The organism is Bifidobacterium sp. WK012_4_13 (assembly GCF_041080835.1).
In the GTDB taxonomy this organism is placed as follows: domain Bacteria; phylum Actinomycetota; class Actinomycetes; order Actinomycetales; family Bifidobacteriaceae; genus Bombiscardovia; species Bombiscardovia fermentum.
In genome coordinates this window covers 1971823-1992697 of sequence record NZ_CP129683.1, presented here as the reverse complement: position 1 = coordinate 1992697, position 20875 = coordinate 1971823, and the positions used below count along the sequence as shown (strand labels likewise).

The 20875-nt window shown below is 55.7% G+C and carries 21 protein-coding genes; 12 read left to right on the top strand and 9 right to left on the bottom strand.

Annotated elements, in window-relative coordinates:
* The first annotated feature begins 123 nt into the window (after window positions 1-123).
* Window positions 124-864 (top strand): NINE protein, encoded by a 741-nt coding sequence (locus QN062_RS08020; protein WP_369341296.1) that lies wholly within the window; start codon window positions 124-126, stop codon window positions 862-864.
* Between the two features lie 182 nt (window positions 865-1046).
* On the top strand, window positions 1047-1445 hold the full coding sequence (locus QN062_RS08015; protein ID WP_369341295.1) for a pyridoxamine 5'-phosphate oxidase family protein: 399 nt from the start codon (window positions 1047-1049) through the stop codon (window positions 1443-1445).
* 46 nt (window positions 1446-1491) lie between these two features.
* On the opposite strand, the gene QN062_RS08010 is transcribed toward QN062_RS08015, so the two are convergent.
* Window positions 1492-1851, bottom strand: a complete 360-nt coding sequence (locus QN062_RS08010; RefSeq protein ID WP_369341294.1) for a hypothetical protein — start codon at window positions 1849-1851, stop codon at window positions 1492-1494.
* Window positions 1852-1874: 23 nt separating this feature from the next.
* Between QN062_RS08010 and QN062_RS08005 the strand changes: the two genes are divergently transcribed.
* Window positions 1875-2879 carry an AEC family transporter gene (locus QN062_RS08005; protein WP_369341293.1) on the top strand — a complete coding sequence of 335 codons (1005 nt, stop codon included), beginning with the start codon at window positions 1875-1877 and terminating at the stop codon, window positions 2877-2879.
* 250 nt (window positions 2880-3129) lie between these two features.
* Here QN062_RS08005 and QN062_RS08000 read toward each other — a convergent pair whose 3' ends face one another.
* The 3 genes from QN062_RS08000 to QN062_RS07990 all read right to left on the bottom strand — a co-directional run bounded on the left by QN062_RS08000 (window position 3130) and on the right by QN062_RS07990 (window position 5416).
* Complete coding sequence (locus tag QN062_RS08000) at window positions 3130-3792, bottom strand: non-canonical purine NTP pyrophosphatase (RefSeq protein WP_369341292.1); 663 nt, start codon at window positions 3790-3792, stop codon at window positions 3130-3132.
* 76 nt (window positions 3793-3868) lie between these two features.
* Window positions 3869-4636 (bottom strand): ribonuclease PH, encoded by a 768-nt coding sequence (gene rph / locus QN062_RS07995; protein WP_369341291.1) that lies wholly within the window; start codon window positions 4634-4636, stop codon window positions 3869-3871.
* A 147-nt stretch (window positions 4637-4783) separates the two neighbouring features.
* Window positions 4784-5416, bottom strand: coding sequence for a Pr6Pr family membrane protein (locus QN062_RS07990; protein ID WP_369341290.1), 633 nt, complete (start codon window positions 5414-5416; stop codon window positions 4784-4786).
* Window positions 5417-5626: 210 nt separating this feature from the next.
* Between QN062_RS07990 and QN062_RS07985 the strand changes: the two genes are divergently transcribed.
* Complete coding sequence (locus QN062_RS07985; protein WP_369341289.1) at window positions 5627-6970, top strand: nicotinate phosphoribosyltransferase; 1344 nt, start codon at window positions 5627-5629, stop codon at window positions 6968-6970.
* A gap of 97 nt (window positions 6971-7067) precedes the next feature.
* Window positions 7068-8090 carry an aldo/keto reductase gene (locus QN062_RS07980; RefSeq protein ID WP_369342581.1) on the top strand — a complete coding sequence of 341 codons (1023 nt, stop codon included), beginning with the start codon at window positions 7068-7070 and terminating at the stop codon, window positions 8088-8090.
* 330 nt (window positions 8091-8420) lie between these two features.
* Here the strand turns inward: QN062_RS07980 and QN062_RS07975 are convergent, their stop codons facing one another.
* Complete coding sequence (locus QN062_RS07975; RefSeq protein ID WP_369342580.1) at window positions 8421-8699, bottom strand: DUF3039 domain-containing protein; 279 nt, start codon at window positions 8697-8699, stop codon at window positions 8421-8423.
* 179 nt (window positions 8700-8878) lie between these two features.
* On the opposite strand from QN062_RS07975, the gene coaD reads away from it, so the two are divergent.
* The 7 genes from coaD to ilvN all read left to right on the top strand — a co-directional run bounded on the left by coaD (window position 8879) and on the right by ilvN (window position 15412).
* Window positions 8879-9376, top strand: a complete 498-nt coding sequence (coaD, locus tag QN062_RS07970; protein WP_369341288.1) for a pantetheine-phosphate adenylyltransferase — start codon at window positions 8879-8881, stop codon at window positions 9374-9376.
* On the top strand, window positions 9373-10410 hold the full coding sequence (locus QN062_RS07965; RefSeq protein WP_394854702.1) for a cell division protein: 1038 nt from the start codon (window positions 9373-9375) through the stop codon (window positions 10408-10410). The genes coaD and QN062_RS07965 overlap by 4 nt, the downstream gene beginning before the upstream one ends.
* 50 nt (window positions 10411-10460) lie before the next feature.
* A complete protein-coding gene (locus QN062_RS07960; protein ID WP_369341287.1) occupies window positions 10461-11090 on the top strand; it encodes a DUF177 domain-containing protein in 630 nt (209 codons plus the stop codon).
* A gap of 214 nt (window positions 11091-11304) precedes the next feature.
* The gene (gene rpmF / locus QN062_RS07955; RefSeq protein ID WP_369341286.1) at window positions 11305-11499 is read left to right on the top strand and encodes a 50S ribosomal protein L32; all 195 of its coding nucleotides are present in this window, start codon (window positions 11305-11307) and stop codon (window positions 11497-11499) included.
* A gap of 191 nt (window positions 11500-11690) precedes the next feature.
* Window positions 11691-12506 (top strand): ribonuclease III, encoded by an 816-nt coding sequence (rnc, locus tag QN062_RS07950; RefSeq protein WP_369341285.1) that lies wholly within the window; start codon window positions 11691-11693, stop codon window positions 12504-12506.
* Between the two features lie 374 nt (window positions 12507-12880).
* Window positions 12881-14848, top strand: coding sequence for an acetolactate synthase large subunit (locus tag QN062_RS07945; protein ID WP_369341284.1), 1968 nt, complete (start codon window positions 12881-12883; stop codon window positions 14846-14848).
* A 9-nt stretch (window positions 14849-14857) separates the two neighbouring features.
* On the top strand, window positions 14858-15412 hold the full coding sequence (ilvN, locus tag QN062_RS07940; protein ID WP_369341283.1) for an acetolactate synthase small subunit: 555 nt from the start codon (window positions 14858-14860) through the stop codon (window positions 15410-15412).
* A 164-nt stretch (window positions 15413-15576) separates the two neighbouring features.
* On the opposite strand, the gene QN062_RS07935 is transcribed toward ilvN, so the two are convergent.
* The 4 genes from QN062_RS07935 to QN062_RS07920 all read right to left on the bottom strand — a co-directional run bounded on the left by QN062_RS07935 (window position 15577) and on the right by QN062_RS07920 (window position 20867).
* On the bottom strand, window positions 15577-17607 hold the full coding sequence (locus QN062_RS07935) for an ABC-F family ATP-binding cassette domain-containing protein (RefSeq protein WP_369341282.1): 2031 nt from the start codon (window positions 17605-17607) through the stop codon (window positions 15577-15579).
* Window positions 17608-17712: 105 nt separating this feature from the next.
* The gene (locus QN062_RS07930) at window positions 17713-18537 is read right to left on the bottom strand and encodes a carbohydrate ABC transporter permease (protein ID WP_369341281.1); all 825 of its coding nucleotides are present in this window, start codon (window positions 18535-18537) and stop codon (window positions 17713-17715) included.
* Window positions 18534-19499: a carbohydrate ABC transporter permease gene (locus QN062_RS07925; RefSeq protein ID WP_369341280.1), complete on the bottom strand. Its 966-nt coding sequence runs from the start codon at window positions 19497-19499 to the stop codon at window positions 18534-18536. Before QN062_RS07925 ends, QN062_RS07930 begins: the two co-directional genes overlap by 4 nt.
* Before the next feature lie 12 nt (window positions 19500-19511).
* The gene (locus QN062_RS07920) at window positions 19512-20867 is read right to left on the bottom strand and encodes an extracellular solute-binding protein (RefSeq protein WP_369341279.1); all 1356 of its coding nucleotides are present in this window, start codon (window positions 20865-20867) and stop codon (window positions 19512-19514) included.
* Window positions 20868-20875 lie beyond the last annotated feature (8 nt).

The following is a 20875-nucleotide window of genomic DNA, read 5'->3' as shown; positions in this document are numbered from 1 at the left end:
ACCGCAATGATATCAATACCCGCATTCCTTGCCTGGTTCCGGCACGCAATGGCTCCTTGATTTTTGGTATCTTTGGTTAGGAGACTGCAATATGCGAACAGAGCAACAACGACAGGGGAAAAGATGACAAACCCAACATCGCCGCAACATGACGACAACACGAATGATTCCGAGAACACCGATCGCCAGGAGACCGCGCAGAGCCAATCACAGGGCAATCAGGCATACCAGGGTAGCCAGGGACATCAAGAAGACCAGGAACAATCAACCGGCGATCGATACAACTATGCCGGAAATGCCGCCAGACAGGCAGGGCATGGCGACACCGGCGCAAATGCAGGGCAGCAGGCTTACGGCAGCCAGCCGGGAACCCCTTCCTCGCAGAACCAGTATGCACAGCAAAACCCGTACTCGCAGCAAAACGAATATGCACGGCAGAACCCAGGGCAGGCAGGACAATACGCGCAGAACGGCCAGTATGCGCAGAATGCCCAGTACGGCCAGCAAAACCCATATGCACAGCCTGGAAACGATTCCCCATACAACGCCCCATACAATGGTTATGCTCCCAACGGACAGCCATATTGGCAACAGAATCCATATGGCAATGGTGTTCCCACCTCTTCTAAGTCGAAGATAGTCGCCGGGCTTCTCGCCATCTTCCTGGGTACATTCGGCGTTCACAACTTCTATCTGGGCAGAACGGGCAGGGCCGTCGTACAGCTGCTTATCAGCGTGCTGACTCTGGGCATCGGGGCGATCGCGGTCGAGATATGGACCATCGTCGAAGGAATTCTCATTCTTGCATCGCATCCCGGAAACCCATGGCACCAGGATGCGATGGGATACGAATTGCAGGACTGAGCGAAATTCGAGGATCCGTGTCTGCGCCACCTGACTGCGTATTCGGTGGCGGAATGGGGCACAACAATATGGCATGGAAAATGTGATGCATGCCATATTGTTCTTATGGTGAATGAGTGGTCAAGCTGCCCGTCGAAGCATACAATCATCTTTGAAACCGACAAGCTAGTTGAGGAGCATTCATGGCTACACTGACAGATGAGATGAAGCATATGATCGACGATGGCGTTGCCTTCATCGCGACGGTCGATCACGACGGGAATCCGGACATCGGACCAAAGATGTCCATTCACGTAGTCGACGACAACCACATTGGCTACTACGAGCGGACTGCTGGTCAGCACTACCGCAACATCGTCGACAACGGTCGTCTGATCGTCATGGTCGTCGATACTGCGAAGAAGCTTGGCTACCGCTTCCATGGCCCTGTCACGCTCCACAGTGACGACGACGTATTTAACCAGGCAGTGGCATGGGCCGACGAGCATGGCACCAAGCATCCTGTTACCGTGCCGATTATGGAAATCACCAGAATCGACAGTCTTGCCCCTGGAGCGAATGCGGGCAAGCCAATCGAGTGATCGATCGGCTCCAGAATTTCAACGCGATTGAATCTCCTATGGACTTTCAATCGCGTTTTTTGAGGCTCACCTCCAGATGGGGAATGAACCTCAACAATGAATTCAACCATTTTTGTGCATTTTTTTCGATGATGTGCGCTTTTTCTTCCCTGCGGAGTGTTTGGGAATCGAGATTCCGAGTTTTGCGGCAATTCTGATGTATAAGAGTCAATAATTGGCTTTTTCCCTTCAGCATCACAACGATTTTCAGCCAATCTACTTTGATATTGCCGCAAAACTCGGAATCTCGGATAAAACTTCCTTCAAACACCGATAAAAGCCCTCTGCCTTGACGAAATTCCGACTGTTTCCGAATCGCAGGTGTGTTTCGAGCCCGAAAGTCTCTCAATGGTTGAAGAATGGTCATTGACCAACCAATGAGGAGAGATCGTGTCCGGAGTCATACAGGCGCTAGCCCTTTTAGCAGTGTTGCTCGGCGGCTATGGACTGAAGCGCGCCCACGTTTTCGGTCCCAAGGATTACAAGGTGATGGAAGGCGTGGTCTTTGACTTCACGCTTCCTGGCGCAATCATATATTCCTTCTCAACCAATGAACATCATCTCGACATGCTGTGGCTGTCTCTTTTCGGCGTAATCTCGAGCCTGATTCCTCTGCTTCTCATCTTTGTCTCGACCAGACACCTACAGATCCGCGATCGCGTTTTCCTGATGCTCAACGGCTGCGGAATGAACGTCGGCAACTTCTGCCTGCCGATAATCACTGCGCTTCTTGGACAAGGGGCGAGCATGTCGGTCATCATGTTCGACATAGGCAACTCATTGATGATGTGCGCGGGCATGTATGCGATGACCACATCCTTGCTGCATATTCCTCAGAACGAACCTGTCGACCTGAGCCATGTCGGAAACGACGTCGCCAAGCTGCCCTATCACCGTCTGACAGATCCGCATGCACGCTGGCTGCGCCGCAGAGCGAACATACGAAACGTAATCAGGAGCTTCTATACCTCAGTGCCCTTCGACACCTATGTGGTGATGGTCGCCCTGATGATAATCGGAGTTCGCCTCCCTGAGTGGTTTGCAAACTTCTTTGGCCCTATTTCGAACGCGAATGGTTTCTGCTCGATGCTCATGGTCGGCATGCTGATGGACTTGCCAGCCTCCGCCGCCGATATTAAATCAGTCTTTTCGGTCATTGGCTGGAAACTGTTGTTCGGCATTCTGCTCGGCGTGGCAGCCTGGTACATACTGCCCTTCGAACCGCTTGTCCGCAAGGCAGTGGTTCTGGTGTGCCTGGCTCCAACCGCTGTCTTCAGCACGCTCTTCACAGACAGGGTTCTCGGCAATGCGAAACTTGCAGGTTTCACCCTTGCAAGCACTGGGATTCTCTCTTTGATCCTGATAACGACACTCAATGCCCTGATTCCAATCTAACCTCGGTCGAGGCGATGGGGACTTGCCACAGTGCACTTTATACAGTGCACTGTGCACAGCGCACTCTCCGCAGAGTCTCATGACCTTGGCGAGTCCTTGCACACGCGTGCGCAAGATCGGACAGAACGGTCGGATAGAACGGTCGAACAGAACAGTCAGGAAGACACGAAGGATCCCGACACTTCGAAGGATCCCTCTGGCCCGCTGGAAGAGCGCTGTCAGAGCAGCCCTGCTCTCTTGCAGCAATCGATTATTGCAGCAATAGATCGTCGATGAAAGGCACCATATTGCGTATCGCCTGCCCACGATGTGAAATGGCATTCTTCTGGCGAGGCGACATCTGCGCCGATGTGAGCTCGTTGTTGTCAGCGCCGCCCACCTGGTCCTTGGGCTGAGCGGTCGGTACGAAGATGGGATCATATCCAAAACCATGCTCCCCTACCGGACCGTGGTTGATCGAGCCTCTCATGATGCCAAACTCGACATGCTCATACCGTTTTCCACCCGTCACCGATCCGGGTACGACCAAGGCCATGGCACATGTGAAGTGCGCCGAACGTCCGGAATCAGGAATGTCCTTCATCTGCGAAAGAAGGAGACGAAGATTCGCCTCATCATCGCCATGGACGCCCGACCAGCGCGCTGACAGAATTCCCGGAGCGGCACCGAGAAAGTCAACGATGAGCCCAGAATCGTCGGCAAGCGTCGGTTCCCCGGTTCTCTCTGCGACATCACGCGCCTTCAGAAGTGCGTTTTCCTCGAAACTGACACCGGTCTCGACGGGATCAGGCAAGCCCAGCGAACCCGCGGTCACCAGCTGTATCCCATCGCTGCGAGAGCCGAGATCAGCCTTCAGGATCGTTTGGATTTCGGCAAGCTTTCCTTCATTATGCGTTGCAACGATCAGTTTCATCGCACGTACCCCCTTTGGACTTCATGATCGGAATCATCTGCCAGAACCCACGCCTCGGTCATTTCGAGACCCGCAGTCACAGGCTCTGTTCCAAGGCCTCTCGCTGGGCTTTCTGCAAATCCTGATTGCCCTTCGTGGCCAGATCAAGAAGAACGCCCAGCTCCTCGCGGTTGAAGGGACGATGCTCTGCAGTGCCCTGAATTTCGATGAATGCCCCTGAACCGGTCATCGCGACGTTCATGTCGGTCATTGCCTTGCTGTCCTCGATATAGGGAAGATCCAACATCGGCGTTCCATCGATCACACCGACGGAGACTGCCGAAACCGGCTCCTTCAGGATTTTCTTCGCGCTGCGGATGCGATGGTTCTTTTCCGCCCAGTTCAACGCATCTGCGAGCGCGACGTATGCTCCTGTGATCGATGCGGTGCGTGTTCCGCCATCCGCCTGCAAGACATCGCAATCAAGCTGGATCTGATGCTCTCCCAGGGCCTTCATGTCAATGACGCCGCGCAGGCAGCGGCCGACAAGACGACTAATCTCGTGCGTCCTGCCACCGATCTTGCCTCTGACCGACTCTCTGTCAGTGCGGTCGCTGGTCGCACGGGGAAGCATCGAATATTCCGCAGTGACCCATCCCAAGCCTGATTCCTTGCGCCAACGAGGCACCGTCGAGGTGAAGGTCGCCGTGCACATGACACGCGTGTTGCCACATTCGATCAGCACCGAACCTTCGGGAACATCGGTGAATCCGCGAGTGATCTTCACCGGCCGCAGTTCGTCGACGGCCCTTCCGTCTGAACGTATGACCTGAGAGCTGTCCAACATATCCTTTATCGCTGCCATTGCCAAGCCTTCTGCTCGTTATATCCAACTGTCACTTTCGTCAATACCTCTCAGACGCTATCTTTCAAAGCCGACAAAATCAAGCCAGTTCAAGCGATCTGAGCGTCATTGGACCGTTCACCGAAACACGTTCCAACCCAGATTCATTCAACTGACCGTCAATGGTGTTTTCTTCGGCAATGCGCGGTCGATGATGAACAGGACAAGCCCAAGCACGAAGAATGCGAGCGCATAGGTCACGATGTTGATGCCGAACTGCTGCCATCCCAGTGTCTTCAGATCTATGAATCCGTATGGATACGGATCCTTTCCAGGGCCGGCATTCGGCCAAATCTGCGCACGGATCACGACGAAGGCTACATAGAACGGGAAATATATCAGCCAGCTGAGCGAATAATGCCACCTGTATCGGCGATGTGGGTCAAAGAGCAGAAAATCGATGCCTGCCATGATCGGCGCGATGATGTGGACCATCGTGGTGGTGAGCATGCCATACAGATGGGTCGTCGTGGCGGGATCGGCAGGTGGCAGTATCAGCCAGGCCACCAGGCCGGTTATGACTATGTAGAGGGTGATGCATCCCTTCAGCCATGCCGGTGGCTGGATGCCCTTCAGCAGCGACGCGGCGCCGGCCCAGACCATGAGCAATCCCAGAACCGCGTTGGTTTCGAAGGTGAAGAAGACCCATCTGTTGCCGACTCCCAGAAGCCAGCCTTCATAGGTTCCCGAAAAACAGAAGAATGCAATGACAAGACGGTATATGCCCACAAAAAATCTCATACCGAAAGCATATCCCACACCTTGGGTCGCGGGAGTCGCTCGTGATGGGACAATCTGGGCAGCCTGCACCGATCGCTGCCGGGCAACGCTCCAAGGGGAAGGTCTGAGTCTACCAGCTGACGGAAGGGCTTCATGTTCAGGGCTGATTCCATCATCGTAGAGTCTGAGTATCCTTCTTGATAGTGACAACTAGCAAAAGTGGGGATTGAAATGGTCGCTTCTCGAGGATTCACCGACGCTTACTCGCCGGCATTGATGACTGACATGTATGAATACACGATGCTCGACGCGGCATTGAAGGATGGCACGGCGAATCGCAACTGTGTGTTCGAGATCTATACGCGCCATCTTCCCGAAGGCCGACGCTACGCCGTTCTCGCAGGAACCGGCAGAATCCTGGATGCCCTGCAGCACTTTCATCTTTCGGAAGAGGACATCGCCTTTCTGCGCGATCGCAAGGTCGTGAGCGAGAGAACCGCAGTCTGGCTCGAGAACTTCCACTTCTCAGGCACCATCCGCGGATATCGTGAGGGAGAGATGTTCTTCCCCGATTCACCGATTCTGCAGGTCGAGGGAAGCTTCGCAGAGTGCACGCTGCTGGAGACCCTGCTGCTGTCGATTCTCAACTATGACTCTGCGGTGGCTTCGGCGGCATCGCGCATGGTTTCCGCCGCAGGTGACCGCCCCTGCATGGATATGGGCGGTCGCAGAACCAATGAATGGGCTGCCGTCAGCGCCGCAAGGGCCGCAGTCGTGGGAGGGTTCAAGGGCACGGCGAATCTCTTGGCCGCGAAGCTCTATGACCTGCACGCAATCGGCACTGCAGCGCATAGCTTCACGCTGCTGCATGATGATGAACGACAGGCGTTCACCTCGCAGATCGAGGCGCTTGGAATCGGAACGACATTGCTGACCGACACCTATGACATCGAAAGCGCGGTGAAAACAGCAGTCGAGGTCGCAGGACCGGAGTTGGGCGGCGTGCGAATCGATTCCGGCGATCTGGCATCGCTGGCGCAGCGCGTACGGAATCAGCTCGATGCCTTGGGCGCTACCAATACCAAGATCACCGTGACGAACGATCTGGACGAATACGCTCTGGCCGCCTTGCAGACAGCTCCTGTCGACTCCTATGGCGTCGGCACGATGCTCGTCACGGGATCTGGCGCTCCCACCTGCGCGATGGTATACAAGCTCACGGAACGTGAGAATGGCGCAGGAGTGATGCAGCCCGTCGCAAAGAAGTCGAAGAACAAGGGCAACACTCCTGGCCGCAAGCTTGCATACCGTTCATATGAATACAATCTGGCTGACTGCGAGCATATCGTCTCCGGTTCGGAAGACCAGCTTGCTCAGTATCATCCGCAGGATGGCTGGCGCGATCTGCTGGTCGACTACGTGGTGAAGGGCGAGATCAATGCCGAATACCAAGGCAACGATGCGATAATCACAGCGCAGGAGCATAGGACCCAGGCCCTGCATGAGCTGCCGATCACCGCTCAGAGCCTGATGAAGGGCGATCCGGCGATTCCCACCGAGATAACCGTTCTCTGAGTCCTCTAAGTCCTCTAGAAGACGAACCGGCGCAGACCAAGCAATCCAACTTCGAGACACAATGAGGTGAACGATGACAGAGCAGACAAGGCAATCCATGCAATACATCAATGGACATATCGAACCGAACGAGGGTCGCTATGATTCAATGCGCTACAACCGAGCAGGGCGCAGCGGACTGAAGCTGCCAGAGGTCTGTCTCGGACTGTGGCACAACTTCGGCGATGCAGCCGCGATGGACCGCATGGAGGAACTGATCTATACGGCATTCGACAACGGCATCACGCATATGGATGCAGCGAACAACTACGGGCCTTCCAGCGGCAGCGCAGAGCGCAACCTTGGTCGCATACTCGGACGTGGCCTTCGCGACTATCGCGATGAGCTGGTCATCAGCACCAAGGCCGGCTACCCCATGTGGAACGGCCCCTACGGCGATGGCGGCAGCCGAAAGTATCTGCTAGCCAGCCTGGATCAGAGTCTCGAACGCATGGGCCTCGACTATGTCGATATCTTCTATCACCATCGCATGGATCCGGACACTCCCTTGGAAGAGACAGTGGGGGCTCTGGATTCGGCTGTGAAGAGCGGAAAGGCACTGTACGTCGGACTCTCAAACTACGACGGCGAGACCATGAAGCGTGCAGCCAGGATGCTTGACGAGCTGCATTGCCCATTCATCATCAATCAGAATCGTTACTCCATTTTCGACAGAACCATCGAACGCAACGGCCTCAAGGACGCGGCGAACGAGCTTGGCAAGGGCATCATCACCTTCAGTCCCCTTGCACAGGGGCTGCTCACTGACCGCTATCTTCATGGCATTCCTTCAGACAGCAGAATCGCACGTGACGGACGGTTCCTGAATTCATCAGCAATAACCAAGAAACGCTTGGAGCAGATTCGCGAGCTCAATGACGTCGCCTCGCATCGTGGTCAGACTCTTGCAGAGATGGCGCTTGCATGGATTCTCAAGGATGGCAGCATCACCAGCGTGCTTATCGGAGCTTCCAAGCCGTCGCAGATTCTCGATGACATCGGAGCCTTGAAGAATCTCTCGTTCAGCGATGACGAGCTACGAAGCATCGATCGAATCTCACTTGGAAACGATGCTGAGTGATCGACACTGAGTGATCGATGCTGAGTAATCGACGCTGAGTGATTCAGAGACCTGCAGGGCAGCCGACCCGAATGCTCCGTCAGCCGACCCGGCCATGGCTCTGATGCGCACGCCTTGCTGAGAATCCCCGGTTACCATGATGGCGAACGGCAGCAGAGGGACGAATCTTCAAGTTTTTGGCACTTCCTCAAGTATAGAAATCCAAAAGCCGCTAAAGGACGCGAACGAATGCGCGCGATTAGGCCGAAAGTCAGCTTGCATACCTGAGGAAGTGCCAAAAACTTGCAAGCCCGCTCCATTCGTCGACCAGTCTGCACTGAAAACGAGGACTCAGCGGCGCATCTCCTCATATATGCGCTTGCAATCCGGGCAGACCGGATACTGCGACGGGTCGTGCTTCGGCACCCACACCTTGCCGCACAGCGCAACCACCGGCCTTCCGGTCATTCGCGATTCAGCGATGCGCTCTCTCGAAACATAATGGGCGAATCTGTCCGCATCGCCGTCATCGGACTGCCTCGTCTCTTCCTTGGTCTCAGGACGTTCCAGGACCGCGGTCCCAGTGGACTGGTCAGGATCGGAAAGAGGCGATTCGCCTTCCTCGTTCATTATCCGCAAGGGGCTGTTCTCTCGCTTGCTCATCCGCTCGTTCATCATGCTCATGCCTACCATCTTAGAAGCAATTCCATGGGGAACACCTCATGCTGCAAGAGAAATCTCATATGACTCTCGGACCACGCGGTTTCATCATGCACCGTGAATGCGCCAAACGCGCTACTCTGTTTCATATGACTATTGCAGTGTGCCCAGGCTCATATGACCCCGTGACATCGGGACATATGGATGTTATCGAACGATGCAGCAACTTTTTCTGCGAGGTTCACGTCGTCGTGGCCGCGAATGCGGCAAAGACGCCGCTCTTCACCGACGAGGAGCGCGTTCTGATGATTCGAAGGGCTTTGGACGACGATGGATACTCGAAAATCAAGGTTGTCGCCACCAGCGGATTGATAACCGATTATTGCATGCATGTGGGTGCTTCGGTTATCGTGAAGGGATTACGACAGAATGGCGATTACGAGGCCGAGTTGGGGATGGCTCTGGTGAATCGAAAGCTCTCCAACGTTGAGACGCTGTTTCTTCCGGCGGATCCGGTGAGGGAGCACATTTCCAGCTCCATCGTCAAGGATGTCGCCAGACATGGTGGCGATGTTACCGGCATGGTTCCCGATTGCGTCGTGGCCATGCTGCGTCGAGCACTTAACGGTGAAAAGAGTTCAATATGACAGACAACACAGAGAACAATGACTTGCATGGCAGCGCGATGGACGACGACACGGGCGAATCGGAAGTGCGCAGCTTCGCCGTGTCAGCCGACGGGAGCGTCGCTCCTCAGGCTCCTCAGGTGCCACAGGCTGCTGGTAAATCTTCAGACTCAACTTCCCCAGCAGACCAAGAAGACGAACCCAATCACGATTCCGTTGAACCTTCGCCGATGCCGCGTCCCGCCCCAGCGTCGAGCAGCTCAGCCCAGCGCGGCGAATCCACCAAGGACCCCTACGCCGCCTATCGCAGACAGAGTGAGGTGACCAACGATGAAGTCGCCGACAATGAAGATGCCGACAATGAGGCGACGGGGTTCGTTCCCGCGGCTGCAGTCAACTCCGCGTCATACGCGGATTCCAAGCAGAACGCTCAACCGCTCTTCTCTCCAGATTCGCTGCCCGATATGAGCGAACGCCATGGCGGCCAGTCTTTTGATGACGGTGACGAAGATTCATCGCATGCCGAATTCACCACGGTCTATGACATCATCGACGCTATGCAGCAGAGTCTGGACGAAGCCAAGGCCGGGCTGTTCACGCCCGGGGTGGTGAAAATCGACAAGAATGAGTTCTCCAACAGCATAGTGGAACTGAAAAAGATGCTGCCGGTTCAGCTTGAACGTGCATCTGCCCTGATGCGAGAGTCAGAGCGCAGATTGCAGAATGCCAGAACTCAGGCGAACGCAATCATTGCAAGCGCTCAGAGCAGGGCCGCCGACACCGTCCGCGAAGCCAAGGAGCAGGCGCAATTTCTTGCCGGTCAAGAGAATGTGGTCGCCATCGCGGAACAGAAGGCGAAGGTCATTCTTGACACGGCACGCTCGAAGGCGTCTACACTCTCTCAGGGAGCTGATCGCTATTCCATCAGAGTGATGAATGACCTGGACGAGCAACTCAACAAGATTCAGCAGGATGTGCAGGCGGGACTGAGGGTCCTTGATGAACGGCAGCAGAAGGCTCAGCAGCAGTCTCAGCAATCCCAGCAGAATCAGTGAGCTGATTCTCGAACACCATGCAGCTTGCAGCGGCAGCAGAGGAGAATGATATGAGTAGACCAGAGGATTCACCTTGGTCGATTCCCGTGGCACAGGTTGCCAGCAGGGCGGGGCAGAGCAAGTCGGTCGACCTTGATTGCCCTGCGCCAAGCGGCATCGGAGATGGAATCATAGGCGTCGAAGAGGGCTCCGACGTGCATGTTGAGGGTAGCTTCGACTCGATTGCCGACGGACTCATATTCAACGGACTGATCGTTGCACCCGTCCATGCAGAATGCATCCGCTGCCTCAAGCCGATATCCAAGGATTGGCATGTCAATGCGATGGCATTCTTTCCATATAATTCCGACGTTGCAGGACGCGGCGCTTCGCGGTCAACCCCGGCAGACAAGCATGGCGACATCGACATCATCGCTGAGGAAGACGAGGCAGAGGACACCTATCCGCTTTCGGCCGGTTCCGCATATGCCGACGTCGAGGCCCTTGTCCGCGACAATCTCGTCGAATCACTGCCATTGCAACCATTGTGCGAAGAGGATTGCCAAGGACTCTGCCCCCAATGCGGCATCAATCTGAACGATAATCCGGATCATCACCATGACGTCACCGACATTCGATGGGCGGGTCTCGCAGGGCTCAGCGATCAGTTGAAAGACAAAGGCGACGACGCGACGGACTAGCGACTGGTTGACGGCTGACTGGCACTGGCTGCATGTCTCAGTTCGAACAGCATCTGAACATCTTCATGTGCCTCGTACCAGGACCGGCCAGCAGACTTCTTCGGCTGATTTGTGCTCATGACAAGCGCGCATTGTCATAAGATGACAAAATCAGCACCATGCGCTAAGATACTGAACGCTTAAGCTATGTAGATTAATCGAAATAGAGGAAATTATGGCACTGCCAAAGTATAAGACTTCGCGCGCAAACACTCATTCGCGTCGCGCCAACTGGAAAGCATCGGCAACACAGACCGTCACCTGCCCGAATTGCGGCGCAGCGACGCTGCCACACATGGCTTGCCCAAGCTGCGGTTCATTCCGCGGCCGCGTCTATCAGGATGCGGTGAAATCAGTCTTCAGCAAGTAATGAGGAGCGTTCAGGCTCATCAATGAAACCCTGCCATCGACGGGTGGCGGGGTTTTCGTTTCTTCGATGGCTGATGACAGTTGCTCCAAAGGTCGTTTTCGGTCACTCAGCCAGTAAGTCCAGTCGGTCGTCAATCCGCGCAGAACGATTGACCGATATGCCGTTCAATCGTTGCGCGTTCAGGAGGATTCATGTCTCAGCAGGAACACAAGGAAATCTCGAACCAATCAGCATCCGAAACGGCCTCTGCATCGACCGGAAACCCGTCTTTCGTGGCTTCCCAGCCGAAAGCCCCCAGTGGCCCGGATGAGCTGCTGGAAGCTTTGGGAAGTCCGGTGAGTCCGGATCTTCTCGTCCATGCGCTCACCCATCGTTCCTTTGCCAATGAGCACCATGGACTGCCAAACAATGAGCGTTTGGAATTCCTTGGCGACGCGGTGCTTGAGCTCGTATCCACGGAGACACTGTTCAGGATTCACCCTGACATGAACGAAGGGCAGCTCGCGAAGATGCGGGCAAAGGCCGTATCGGAAGAGGCGCTTTCCGCAATCGCTCGAACCAAGTTGAAGCTGGGCCCATACATCCTTCTTGGCCACGGCGAGTCCGCAAGCGGCGGCGCCGACAAGGATTCCATTCTCTGCGACACCGTCGAGGCGCTGATCGGTGCGGTTTTTGTCGAGCATGGCATCGAAGGTGGCCGCAAGGTGGTGCATCGTCTCGTTGACGATACCCTGGCGGAAGTCGCGACCGAAGGTCCGGCTCTGGACTGGAAAACCTCGCTGACAGTGAAGGCAAACCATATGAATCTTGGCGAGCCTCACTACCGCATGAAGGTTTCAGGCCCTGAATATCAGCAGACCTTCACTGCAGAGGTCATGCTTGGCGATTCGCCCAAGATTCTTGCCAGTGCCGAGGGCAGCAGCAAGCGCAAGGCCCAGTTGGCTGCGGCAGAGGTTGCGTGGAAGCTTTTGGACGCAGAAAAGAGCCAGCAACAGCCGCAATCATGATCGTTTGATTCGAGATTCCGAGTTTTGCGGCAATTCTGAAGTATAACGTGTTGTAATCGTTGATTTGGCACCGCCAGAAAGCCGTTTTGGGGCATTTATACTCACGATTTGCCGCAAAACTCGGAATCTCGCTGTAATTACCTCGGCTTTTGGAGCTCCCCATGAGCTGACGTTATCCGCAATGTGACACGTGAACGATTTTCAACGTCCGGACACCTACACTAGGATGAATGCAAAAGTGCGCGCCATCTGGCTTCGCGCAGATACGTTGGAATCACGAGTTCCACGATCCGGAGCCATGCTGGTGCTGAAATTCCCGCGATACGATTTAGACATGAGTACGAATTCCACGTACATCTATGTGAGAGGAAATCATGGTTTTGCCCACGCCTCTACAGGCATTCAGTGGGGTTCCCAACACCCCGGACGATTCAGCCAAGCAATCAGCAAAGACTCCCGCCAGCGGCACAGCCGCAAACGGCGAAACGATGACCGGAGCTCAGGCTCTGGTACGCTCGCTGGTCGATTTAGGCGTCAAGGACGTTTTCGGCATTCCGGGAGGATACATTCTTCCAGCCTATGACGCCATTCACGACGACACCGCATTCCGTTTCATCCTGTCTCGGCACGAGCAGGCCGCAGGTCATGCGGCGGAAGGATATGCCGTCACCACCGGACGCGTTGGCGTATGCCTGGTCACATCAGGTCCCGGGGCGACGAATATGGTCACGCCCATTGCGGATGCGATGATGGATTCCGTCCCACTCGTGGTGATCACTGGACAGGTCAATGTTTCTTCGATCGGCACCGATGCATTCCAGGAGGCCGACATCGTCGGCATCACATACCCGGTGGCCAAGCATTCATTTCTGGTGACCAATGCGGAAGACATTCCGCGCGTGCTCACAGAGGCCTTCTACATTGCCAGATCGGGACGTCCCGGTCCGGTCGTCGTCGATCTCACCAAGACGGCGCAGACAGGAGAGATGCACTATTCCTGGCCACAGCGCATGATCCTGCCAGGGTACAACCCAACGACCAAGGCGCATGGCCATGTGCTGACCGATGCCGCCAAGCTTTTCACCACCTCGTATCGTCCGGTGCTCTATGTCGGCGGTGGCGCCGTTCGCTCGGATGCCTCGCGAGAGGTGAAGCAGCTTGCCGAGCTCACTGGTGCGCCAATCGTCACCACGCTTCAGTCGCGTGGAATAGTGCCCGACTCGGATCATGCCGTGCTTGGCATGCTGGGAATGCATGGCACGGTCGCAGCCACCGCGGCGGTGCAGCGCTGCGATCTGCTGGTCGCCATCGGAGCTCGATTCGACGACCGGGTAACCGGCAACGTCGATGAATTCGCGCCTTCCGCACGCGTGATACATATTGACATCGACCCCGCGGAGATCGGAAAGAACCGTTATGCGGACGTTCCGATCGTCGGCGACGTGTCCCAGGTGCTGGACGACTTGATCCCCGAGATCGAACGTCTTCAGAGCGTTCATGGAAAGCCCGACCTGGATTCATGGTGGAAGACGATCGATGCCTGGAGTGAGAGCTACCCACTGAGCTATGACGAGCCGACCGATGGGAGCCTGGCACCTCAATGGGTCGTCGAACAGCTTTCGAAGCAATCCTCTCCAGATACCATCTGGGTATCCGGCGTCGGACAGCACCAGATGTGGGCCAGCCAGATCATTGACTTCGAGCGGGCACATACATGGGTCTCCTCAGGAGGCCTGGGAACGATGGGATACGGCCTTCCTGCAGCGATAGGAGCCGAAATCGGGTCGCAGCGCGACTTTGCCGGGAAAAAGCCAGTATGGCTCATCGATGGCGATGGCAGCTTCCAGATGACCTCCGAGGAATTGGCCGTAGCCTTCTTCGAGCACGCCCCGCTGAAGATCGCCATTCTGAACAACTCCGTGTACGGCATGGTTCGTCAATGGCAGACATTGTTCTATGAGAAGCATTACTCGAAGACGAATCTTGAAGATGGCCTCGCATCCGAGAACGATGATTCCATCGTGGACATCCCTGATTTCGTGACTTTGGCGAAGGCTTACGGTTGCGTGGGAATTCGTGCCTTCACCAAGGAGCAGGCCTTGGAAGCGATCGACATCGCCAACGCCACGAATGACCGCACCGTCATCATCGATTTCCGAGTATGGAAGGACGCGATGGTCTGGCCGATGGTTCCGGCCGGACGTTCGAACGACGATGTGATGTACAAGCCCGGCGTGATGCCACTGCGCTACTCACCCAATCAGGATGGAGAAGCCACGGAGACCGCGGCTGCGCCGGACTTGCCCAAGGCTGCAACGCCAACAACCAAGAATGAAGGCTGAGAAAACATCATGGTGAATTATCCAGTGTCACAGATTGGCTCAGGCCGCCATACGCTTTCCGTGCTCGTCGAGAACCGTCCAGGCGTGCTCGCACGCGTTGCCGGACTCTTTGCACGCCGCGCCTTCAACATCAACTCGCTTTCAGTCTCTCCGACGGAACGCGATGACATCTCTCGCATCACGGTCACGGCGGATGTGGAGGCCGTTCCTTTGGAACAAGTCATCAAGCAACTGAACAAGCTGCTGCACGTGCTGAAGATCGTCGAACTCGACCCAGAAAACACCGTCGAGCGAGAGCTGGTGCTGATCAAGGTCTCGGCGAACGAACGCAACCGCTCCGACGTCTTGGAGATAGTGAAGCTCTTCCGCGTGCGCGTGGTCGACGTGCATCCCGAATCGCTCACGATTGAGGCGACCGGCGCTGGCGGCAAGCTCGATGCGCTGCTTGGGCTGCTTCAGAACTATGGCATCATCGAACTGGTACGTTCCGGATCCGTCGCCATGACGCGCGGACCGAAGGCATTGAGCGAAAAGGTCGTCGGCTCGACGGTCACTGGCCGCTGAATCAAGGTTTAGTGCCGCAAAGCTCCGGTTTTGCGGCACATTCCGGTTGTTGTGGCTTGCTTGGCAAAAAACTCAGTCGAGATCGTTGATGCGGCGTAACGAAAAACCGCAACAATGGCGATTCAGATTAGATCCGGCCACAAAAATCGGCATCTGCTCTTCATTCAGGCAATTTCTTCGCTTAAAGTGAGCCACTCGTCTTCCAAATCGGCATTTTCCTTCGTCACGGACTCAAGTTGCGCATTGAATTTGTTCAGACCTTCATAATCGGCAGGATCGTGATTGGCCATCTGCTGCTCGATCTTCTTCTTGCTCTCTTCCAATTTGGACATTTTTCTTTCAATGGCCGAGATGCGTTTCGCAGCTTCTCGTCTTGCAACGCGTTCCGCCTTGACGTCTTCACGGGACTTGACATCTTCACGGGACTCTCCGTCTTCCCCAAGCTCCGATGCGGCGGAACCATTTCCTGCCTGACCATTGGAGACATCAGCATCACCGCCAGAGTCCCCGGATTCGACCATGCGAAGATAGTCATCCACTCCCCCAGGCAAGTGACGAACCTTGCCATCGAACAGGGCGTACTGCTGGTCTGTCACCCGTTCAAGCAGATATCTGTCGTGGGAGACCACTATCAGCGTTCCAGGCCATGTGTCGAGCAGGTCTTCCATGACTGCGAGCATGTCGGTGTCCAAATCGTTGCCAGGTTCGTCCATGACCAGCACATTCGGCTCGTCAAGCAGAATGAGCAGCAGCTGCATGCGGCGCTTCTGCCCTCCGGAAAGATCCTGAATGCGGGTCATGAGCTGAGCGGACTCGAAGCCAAGGCGTTCCATCAGCTGGCCGGGCGTGACTTCCTTGCCATCGACGACATAGCTTGTCTTGTATCGGCTCAGCACCTCTTTTATACGGTATTTGCCGAGCTTCTCGAGTTCGTCAAGCCGCTGGGTAAGCACTGCGAATCTCACCGTCTTGCCAATCTTGACATTCCCCTTCGTCGGTTGAAGCGTGCCGTCGAGTATGCGGAGCAGGGTTGATTTTCCTGCCCCATTCGCCCCGACGATGCCGATTCTGTCACCTGGACCGATAAGCCATGTCACATCATTGAGGATGCGCCTGCCCGTGACGGTAACGGTTTTCGCAGCGGACACCCCATCTGCGCCATGCATGGAATCCACGGTCTGCGAAGGGGATGCATGGTCATGCACCGTCTCATCCACGGTGACCTTCACGGAGGCTTCCACTGTCGGCGCCGCGTATGGCGATGGTATCGCCGAGGAATCGTCCGACCGACTTGCGGATTCCTGATAGATCTGAGTGACGTGCTTCAGGTCGACTACCTGCTTGCCAAGACGGGACGTAGCCATCTGTCTGAGTTCAAGCGTGTTGCGCATGGGTGGAACGTCAGCGATCAGATCGTTCGCCGCCTTGACATGGAACTTCTGCTTGGTGGCTCTGGCCCTTGCCCCGCGAGTCAGCCAGGCAAGCTCCTTTCGCGCAAGATTGCGACGCTTTGTTTCGGCGACTTCCGTCTGTCGGTCGCGTTCCACCCGCTGAAGCATATATGCGCTGTACCCACCCTCGAAGGGGTCGATGGAGCCGTCGTGGACCTCCCACATGCTTTCGCAGACCTCATCAAGGAACCAACGGTCGTGCGTGACCAGAAGCAGGGCTCCGCTGCCATTGGACCAACGGTTCCTCAGGTGTTCGGCCAGCCAGTGAATCGTGACGATATCCAAATGGTTCGTCGGTTCGTCAAGCGCGAGAATATCCCAATCGTGAAGCAGCAGGCGGGCGAGATCAGCGCGCCGCCTTTGCCCGCCGGAAAGCTCTCCTATTTTCGTGTCCAGGTGCAGTCCGCCGAGAAGCGCCTCGACGATGTCGCGCGATGCAGCATCCGCAGCCCATTCATAGTCAGCCCGATTCTCGAGCGCAGCCTCTCGGATGGTCTGGCTGTCGTCAAGAGGATCTCGCTGGTCAAGAAGTCCGAATGCAAGCCCGTTGCGTCTGGTCACACGACCGTCATCGGGTTGCCGCTGACCGGCGAGAAGTTGCAGCAGCGTTGATTTTCCGCCACCATTGCGGCCGACGATGCCGATCCTATCGCCTTCGAAAACGCCCTGCGTCACATCAGTGAAAACATTTGTGGTGGCAAAGGCAAGGGAGACGTGTTCTAATCCAAGGTCATAAACAGGCATGATGCTCAAATATAGCTCGACATAGCGTCATCGAAGCGAAAGGACGGACTTTTTCAGCTTTCGACGCGACCTTTCGGTTCGACTTTCGCAGAATCGAGCGTCGAGCTACCGCAGCGAGATGCCCCCTGCGACGCCGCTGATGAACTTCTTCTGCATGATGAAGTATATGAGGACCACCGGAATCGCGACCATAACACCCGCCGCAGAGAGCAGCGAGTAGTTGGTGAGATGCTGCCCCTGAAAGCTTGCAAGTCCGAGAGGTGCCGTCTTTCTGGATGTGGATACGATCATGACCAGAGGAATGAGGAATTCATTCCACGTCCACATCATCACCAGCAACAGCATGGTTCCAATCTGTGAGATCATGGGCGGCACCATTATCTGCCAGAGCACACGCGTATCGCTGGCGCCGTCCAGGCGGGCGGCCTCGATGATCTCAAGCGGGAATGCCCGGAATTGGTTGCGCATCCAAAAAACGGCGAATCCCAGTGACTGTGCTGTCTGAGGCAGAATCAACGCCCAATAGCTGTCAGTAAGTCCGACATCCCGCAGATTGAAGTACAGCGGTATGATGAACGCTTCGGATGGAAGGGCCATGCCGATCACGATGAGGCCGAAAAGAATTCCCGATCCGCGGAAGCGAAAGCGGGAGAAGCCGAATCCGGCGAATATGCCCAGCACTGCGGTAAGGGCGACAACGGCCACGGTGACGATGACGCTGGACATCAGATAGCTGCCAAAGCTCCCCTGGGTCCATGCATCCCCATAGTTGGAGAAGACCAGACTCTTGGGAATGCTGAATCCACCAGAATTCTCAACCGATGGAGTCAACGAGGAGAGCAGCACTCCGACAAGCGGTATCACTGCGAACAGAGAGAATGCAATCAGCACCACGTTATTGGCAACCACTTCTCTTCTGGATAATTTCATGCTGTCTCCTTCGCATCGATGCGGCCGATTGCCCAGGTGATGATTACGATCAGCACGGTCAGGACCACGGCGACCGCCGACGCCAAGCCCACCTGCCCGGTATTGAACGCTCTGTTATATGCCTCCCATGCCGGCACGGATGTGCTGTTGCCTGGACCTCCTCGCGTCGTGACGAACACAAGATCGAATGTCTTGAATGCCGAGATGACCGTCAGCGTCAGCGCAACCGAGATCTGTCCTCTCAGCTCAGGCAGGGTAATGGCAAAGAACTCCTGCCACTTGTTCGCACCGTCCAGCCGCACCGCCTCAAAAAGCTCCGGTTCGATGTTTCCGACTCCCGAAAGGAACAGCACCAGGCACAGGCCCATGTTGGTCCATGTCCCTACGACTCCGATCGCAATCAGGGCCGTGGAATAATCCCCCAGCCAGGCATGCGTGAGACCGCCAAGATGAAACGCATTGAGAATCTGATTGATGAAGCCGTTCTGGGAATACATGGAGACCCATATCGTCGCGACGACCACCGATGAGATGACCTGTGGCAGGAACAGGACCGTCCTATAGAACGACATCACCTTCATCTTGGACGAACGAGAAATCAGCACCGTCAGTATCAACGCAACGATCACTGGAATTCCGGCATAGAACAGAGTCAGCACCAGGGCATGGATGAAGGAGCTCCTGATCTCAGGATCCTGAAACGTCTCGAGATAGTTCGACAGTCCGACGAATGTCGATGCGCCCAAGCCATCCCAGTCGAATAGCGAATATTCGGCTGTCTGCACAAGCTGCCATCCCAGGAATGCGGCGAAAACCACGAAGGCAGGCGCGACATAGAGATACGGCGCGATGATCGATCTGAACCTGCTGCCCCTTAGCTTTTTCTCGTCATACTCCTCGTTGCTCGCTGCCAGGCCTGGCTGCACTGACCTGCCGTCACCTGATTCGTCATCTCGAGTCATTGGAATATCTCCCTATTGCTTGTCCAGGAAGGAGGCATAGTCCTTCTGCAGCTCACCGGTGAATTCGGTTGGGGTGGATTGCCGGGCTATGAGGTTCTGCATTCCTGCGGTCAACGTGTCATAGAAGGTCGATGTGGTGTAGTCAAGATAGGGGACGACGCCGTCAGCCTTCTGCACCTTGCGATACTGAGTCGCGATGCTCGCCGCCAGCGTCGATTTTTCGGGCTCATAGCTTGAGGGAAGCACGGAAGGCAGGTTGCCGGTCTTGAGCAGCACCTGCGCGGCATGGCTCGTATTCACGAAGTCGATGTATGCCGCCGCAACGTCAGGATGCTTGGATTTCGAGGTTATCGCCCAGGCCAGGCCTTCGCCGCCCATTGCAGATGGCTTGCCATCCTTCGTGTCCATGGTGACGAATCCAACATTGGTGTTCCCCATCGCCGCTGCGTACGTCTGCTGCTGCCAGGTGCCATTCACGTTGAACAGGGCCTTTCCGGATGCGAAGTCAGAGGCAGCGCTATCCGCAGATACACCGTTGGCGTCCTGCGTTATGTATCCCTTCTCGACCCAATTCTGGATAGTCGTGGCAGCCTTGACAGTTGCCGAACTGGTCCAGGACCCGGAGGAGCCTTTGACAAGATCGTTGACATAGGTGGACCCAGCCATTGCGGACTGGACGAAGCCAAAGAGATGGATGCCGGGGTATTTGTCGAGGTCTCCAAAGGACAGGGGCTGTATTCCCGCCTTCTTGGCAACTGCCATTTCACTTTGAAGCTCGGTGATGGTGGTCGGTGGCTTCAGCCCGAGCTGATTCATGAGCGTCTTGTTGTAATATACTCCGACGAGCTCGCCGGTCTGGGAGATTCCATAGAGGCTCTTGCCCTGCCATGTTTTCCCATCCTTGCTGAAACTGTTGAGCTTCAGCAGTTTGCTCGGATAGTACGATGACCAGTCATACAGCTTTGCATAGTCATCGACTGGCCGTATCATCCCCGCCTGGATGAAGGCGCCCATGTCGGGGTAGCCCTGATTCGCCTGGACCACGTCGGGTGGATTGTTCGAAGAGAGTGCAAGCTTCAGGGTGGTCTTCAAATCGCTGAATGACTGGGAATTGCGTTTTATCGTCACATTCGGATATTTCTTCTGGAACTCGGCATTCAATTCTTTCTGGGCCTGAGGCATTCCACCGTCGGTGTTCTGGTCCCAGACGACAAGAGTGACCTTGCCGGCCGAAGCGACATCCTTCGACACATCGCCCAGCTTCGTCTGGCTTGCCGTCGATGCACCTGGGCCGCACGCAGCGATGGTAAGCATCAGGCTGGAAGCCATGGAAACGATGGCCATAAGCCTCATTCGACTCTTTTTCATAGTGCACT

Excerpts from the sequence above, each read along its gene's own strand:
- QN062_RS08020 (WP_369341296.1), top strand. The coding sequence starts at position 124 with ATGACAAACCCAACATCGCCGCAACATGACGACAACACGAATGATTCC.
- QN062_RS08015 (WP_369341295.1), top strand. The coding sequence starts at position 1,047 with ATGGCTACACTGACAGATGAGATGAAGCATATGATCGACGATGGCGTT.
- QN062_RS08010 (WP_369341294.1), bottom strand. The coding sequence starts at position 1,851 with ATGACCATTCTTCAACCATTGAGAGACTTTCGGGCTCGAAACACACCT.
- QN062_RS08000 (WP_369341292.1), bottom strand. The coding sequence starts at position 3,792 with ATGAAACTGATCGTTGCAACGCATAATGAAGGAAAGCTTGCCGAAATC.
- rph (WP_369341291.1), bottom strand. The coding sequence starts at position 4,636 with ATGGCAGCGATAAAGGATATGTTGGACAGCTCTCAGGTCATACGTTCA.
- QN062_RS07990 (WP_369341290.1), bottom strand. The coding sequence starts at position 5,416 with ATGAGATTTTTTGTGGGCATATACCGTCTTGTCATTGCATTCTTCTGT.
- QN062_RS07985 (WP_369341289.1), top strand. The coding sequence starts at position 5,627 with ATGGTCGCTTCTCGAGGATTCACCGACGCTTACTCGCCGGCATTGATG.
- QN062_RS07980 (WP_369342581.1), top strand. The coding sequence starts at position 7,068 with ATGCAATACATCAATGGACATATCGAACCGAACGAGGGTCGCTATGAT.
- QN062_RS07975 (WP_369342580.1), bottom strand. The coding sequence starts at position 8,699 with ATGAACGAGGAAGGCGAATCGCCTCTTTCCGATCCTGACCAGTCCACT.
- coaD (WP_369341288.1), top strand. The coding sequence starts at position 8,879 with ATGACTATTGCAGTGTGCCCAGGCTCATATGACCCCGTGACATCGGGA.
- QN062_RS07965 (WP_394854702.1), top strand. The coding sequence starts at position 9,373 with ATGACAGACAACACAGAGAACAATGACTTGCATGGCAGCGCGATGGAC.
- QN062_RS07960 (WP_369341287.1), top strand. The coding sequence starts at position 10,461 with ATGAGTAGACCAGAGGATTCACCTTGGTCGATTCCCGTGGCACAGGTT.
- rpmF (WP_369341286.1), top strand. The coding sequence starts at position 11,305 with ATGGCACTGCCAAAGTATAAGACTTCGCGCGCAAACACTCATTCGCGT.
- rnc (WP_369341285.1), top strand. The coding sequence starts at position 11,691 with ATGTCTCAGCAGGAACACAAGGAAATCTCGAACCAATCAGCATCCGAA.
- QN062_RS07945 (WP_369341284.1), top strand. The coding sequence starts at position 12,881 with ATGGTTTTGCCCACGCCTCTACAGGCATTCAGTGGGGTTCCCAACACC.
- ilvN (WP_369341283.1), top strand. The coding sequence starts at position 14,858 with ATGGTGAATTATCCAGTGTCACAGATTGGCTCAGGCCGCCATACGCTT.
- QN062_RS07935 (WP_369341282.1), bottom strand. The coding sequence starts at position 17,607 with ATGCCTGTTTATGACCTTGGATTAGAACACGTCTCCCTTGCCTTTGCC.
- QN062_RS07930 (WP_369341281.1), bottom strand. The coding sequence starts at position 18,537 with ATGAAATTATCCAGAAGAGAAGTGGTTGCCAATAACGTGGTGCTGATT.
- QN062_RS07925 (WP_369341280.1), bottom strand. The coding sequence starts at position 19,499 with ATGACTCGAGATGACGAATCAGGTGACGGCAGGTCAGTGCAGCCAGGC.
- QN062_RS07920 (WP_369341279.1), bottom strand. The coding sequence starts at position 20,867 with ATGAAAAAGAGTCGAATGAGGCTTATGGCCATCGTTTCCATGGCTTCC.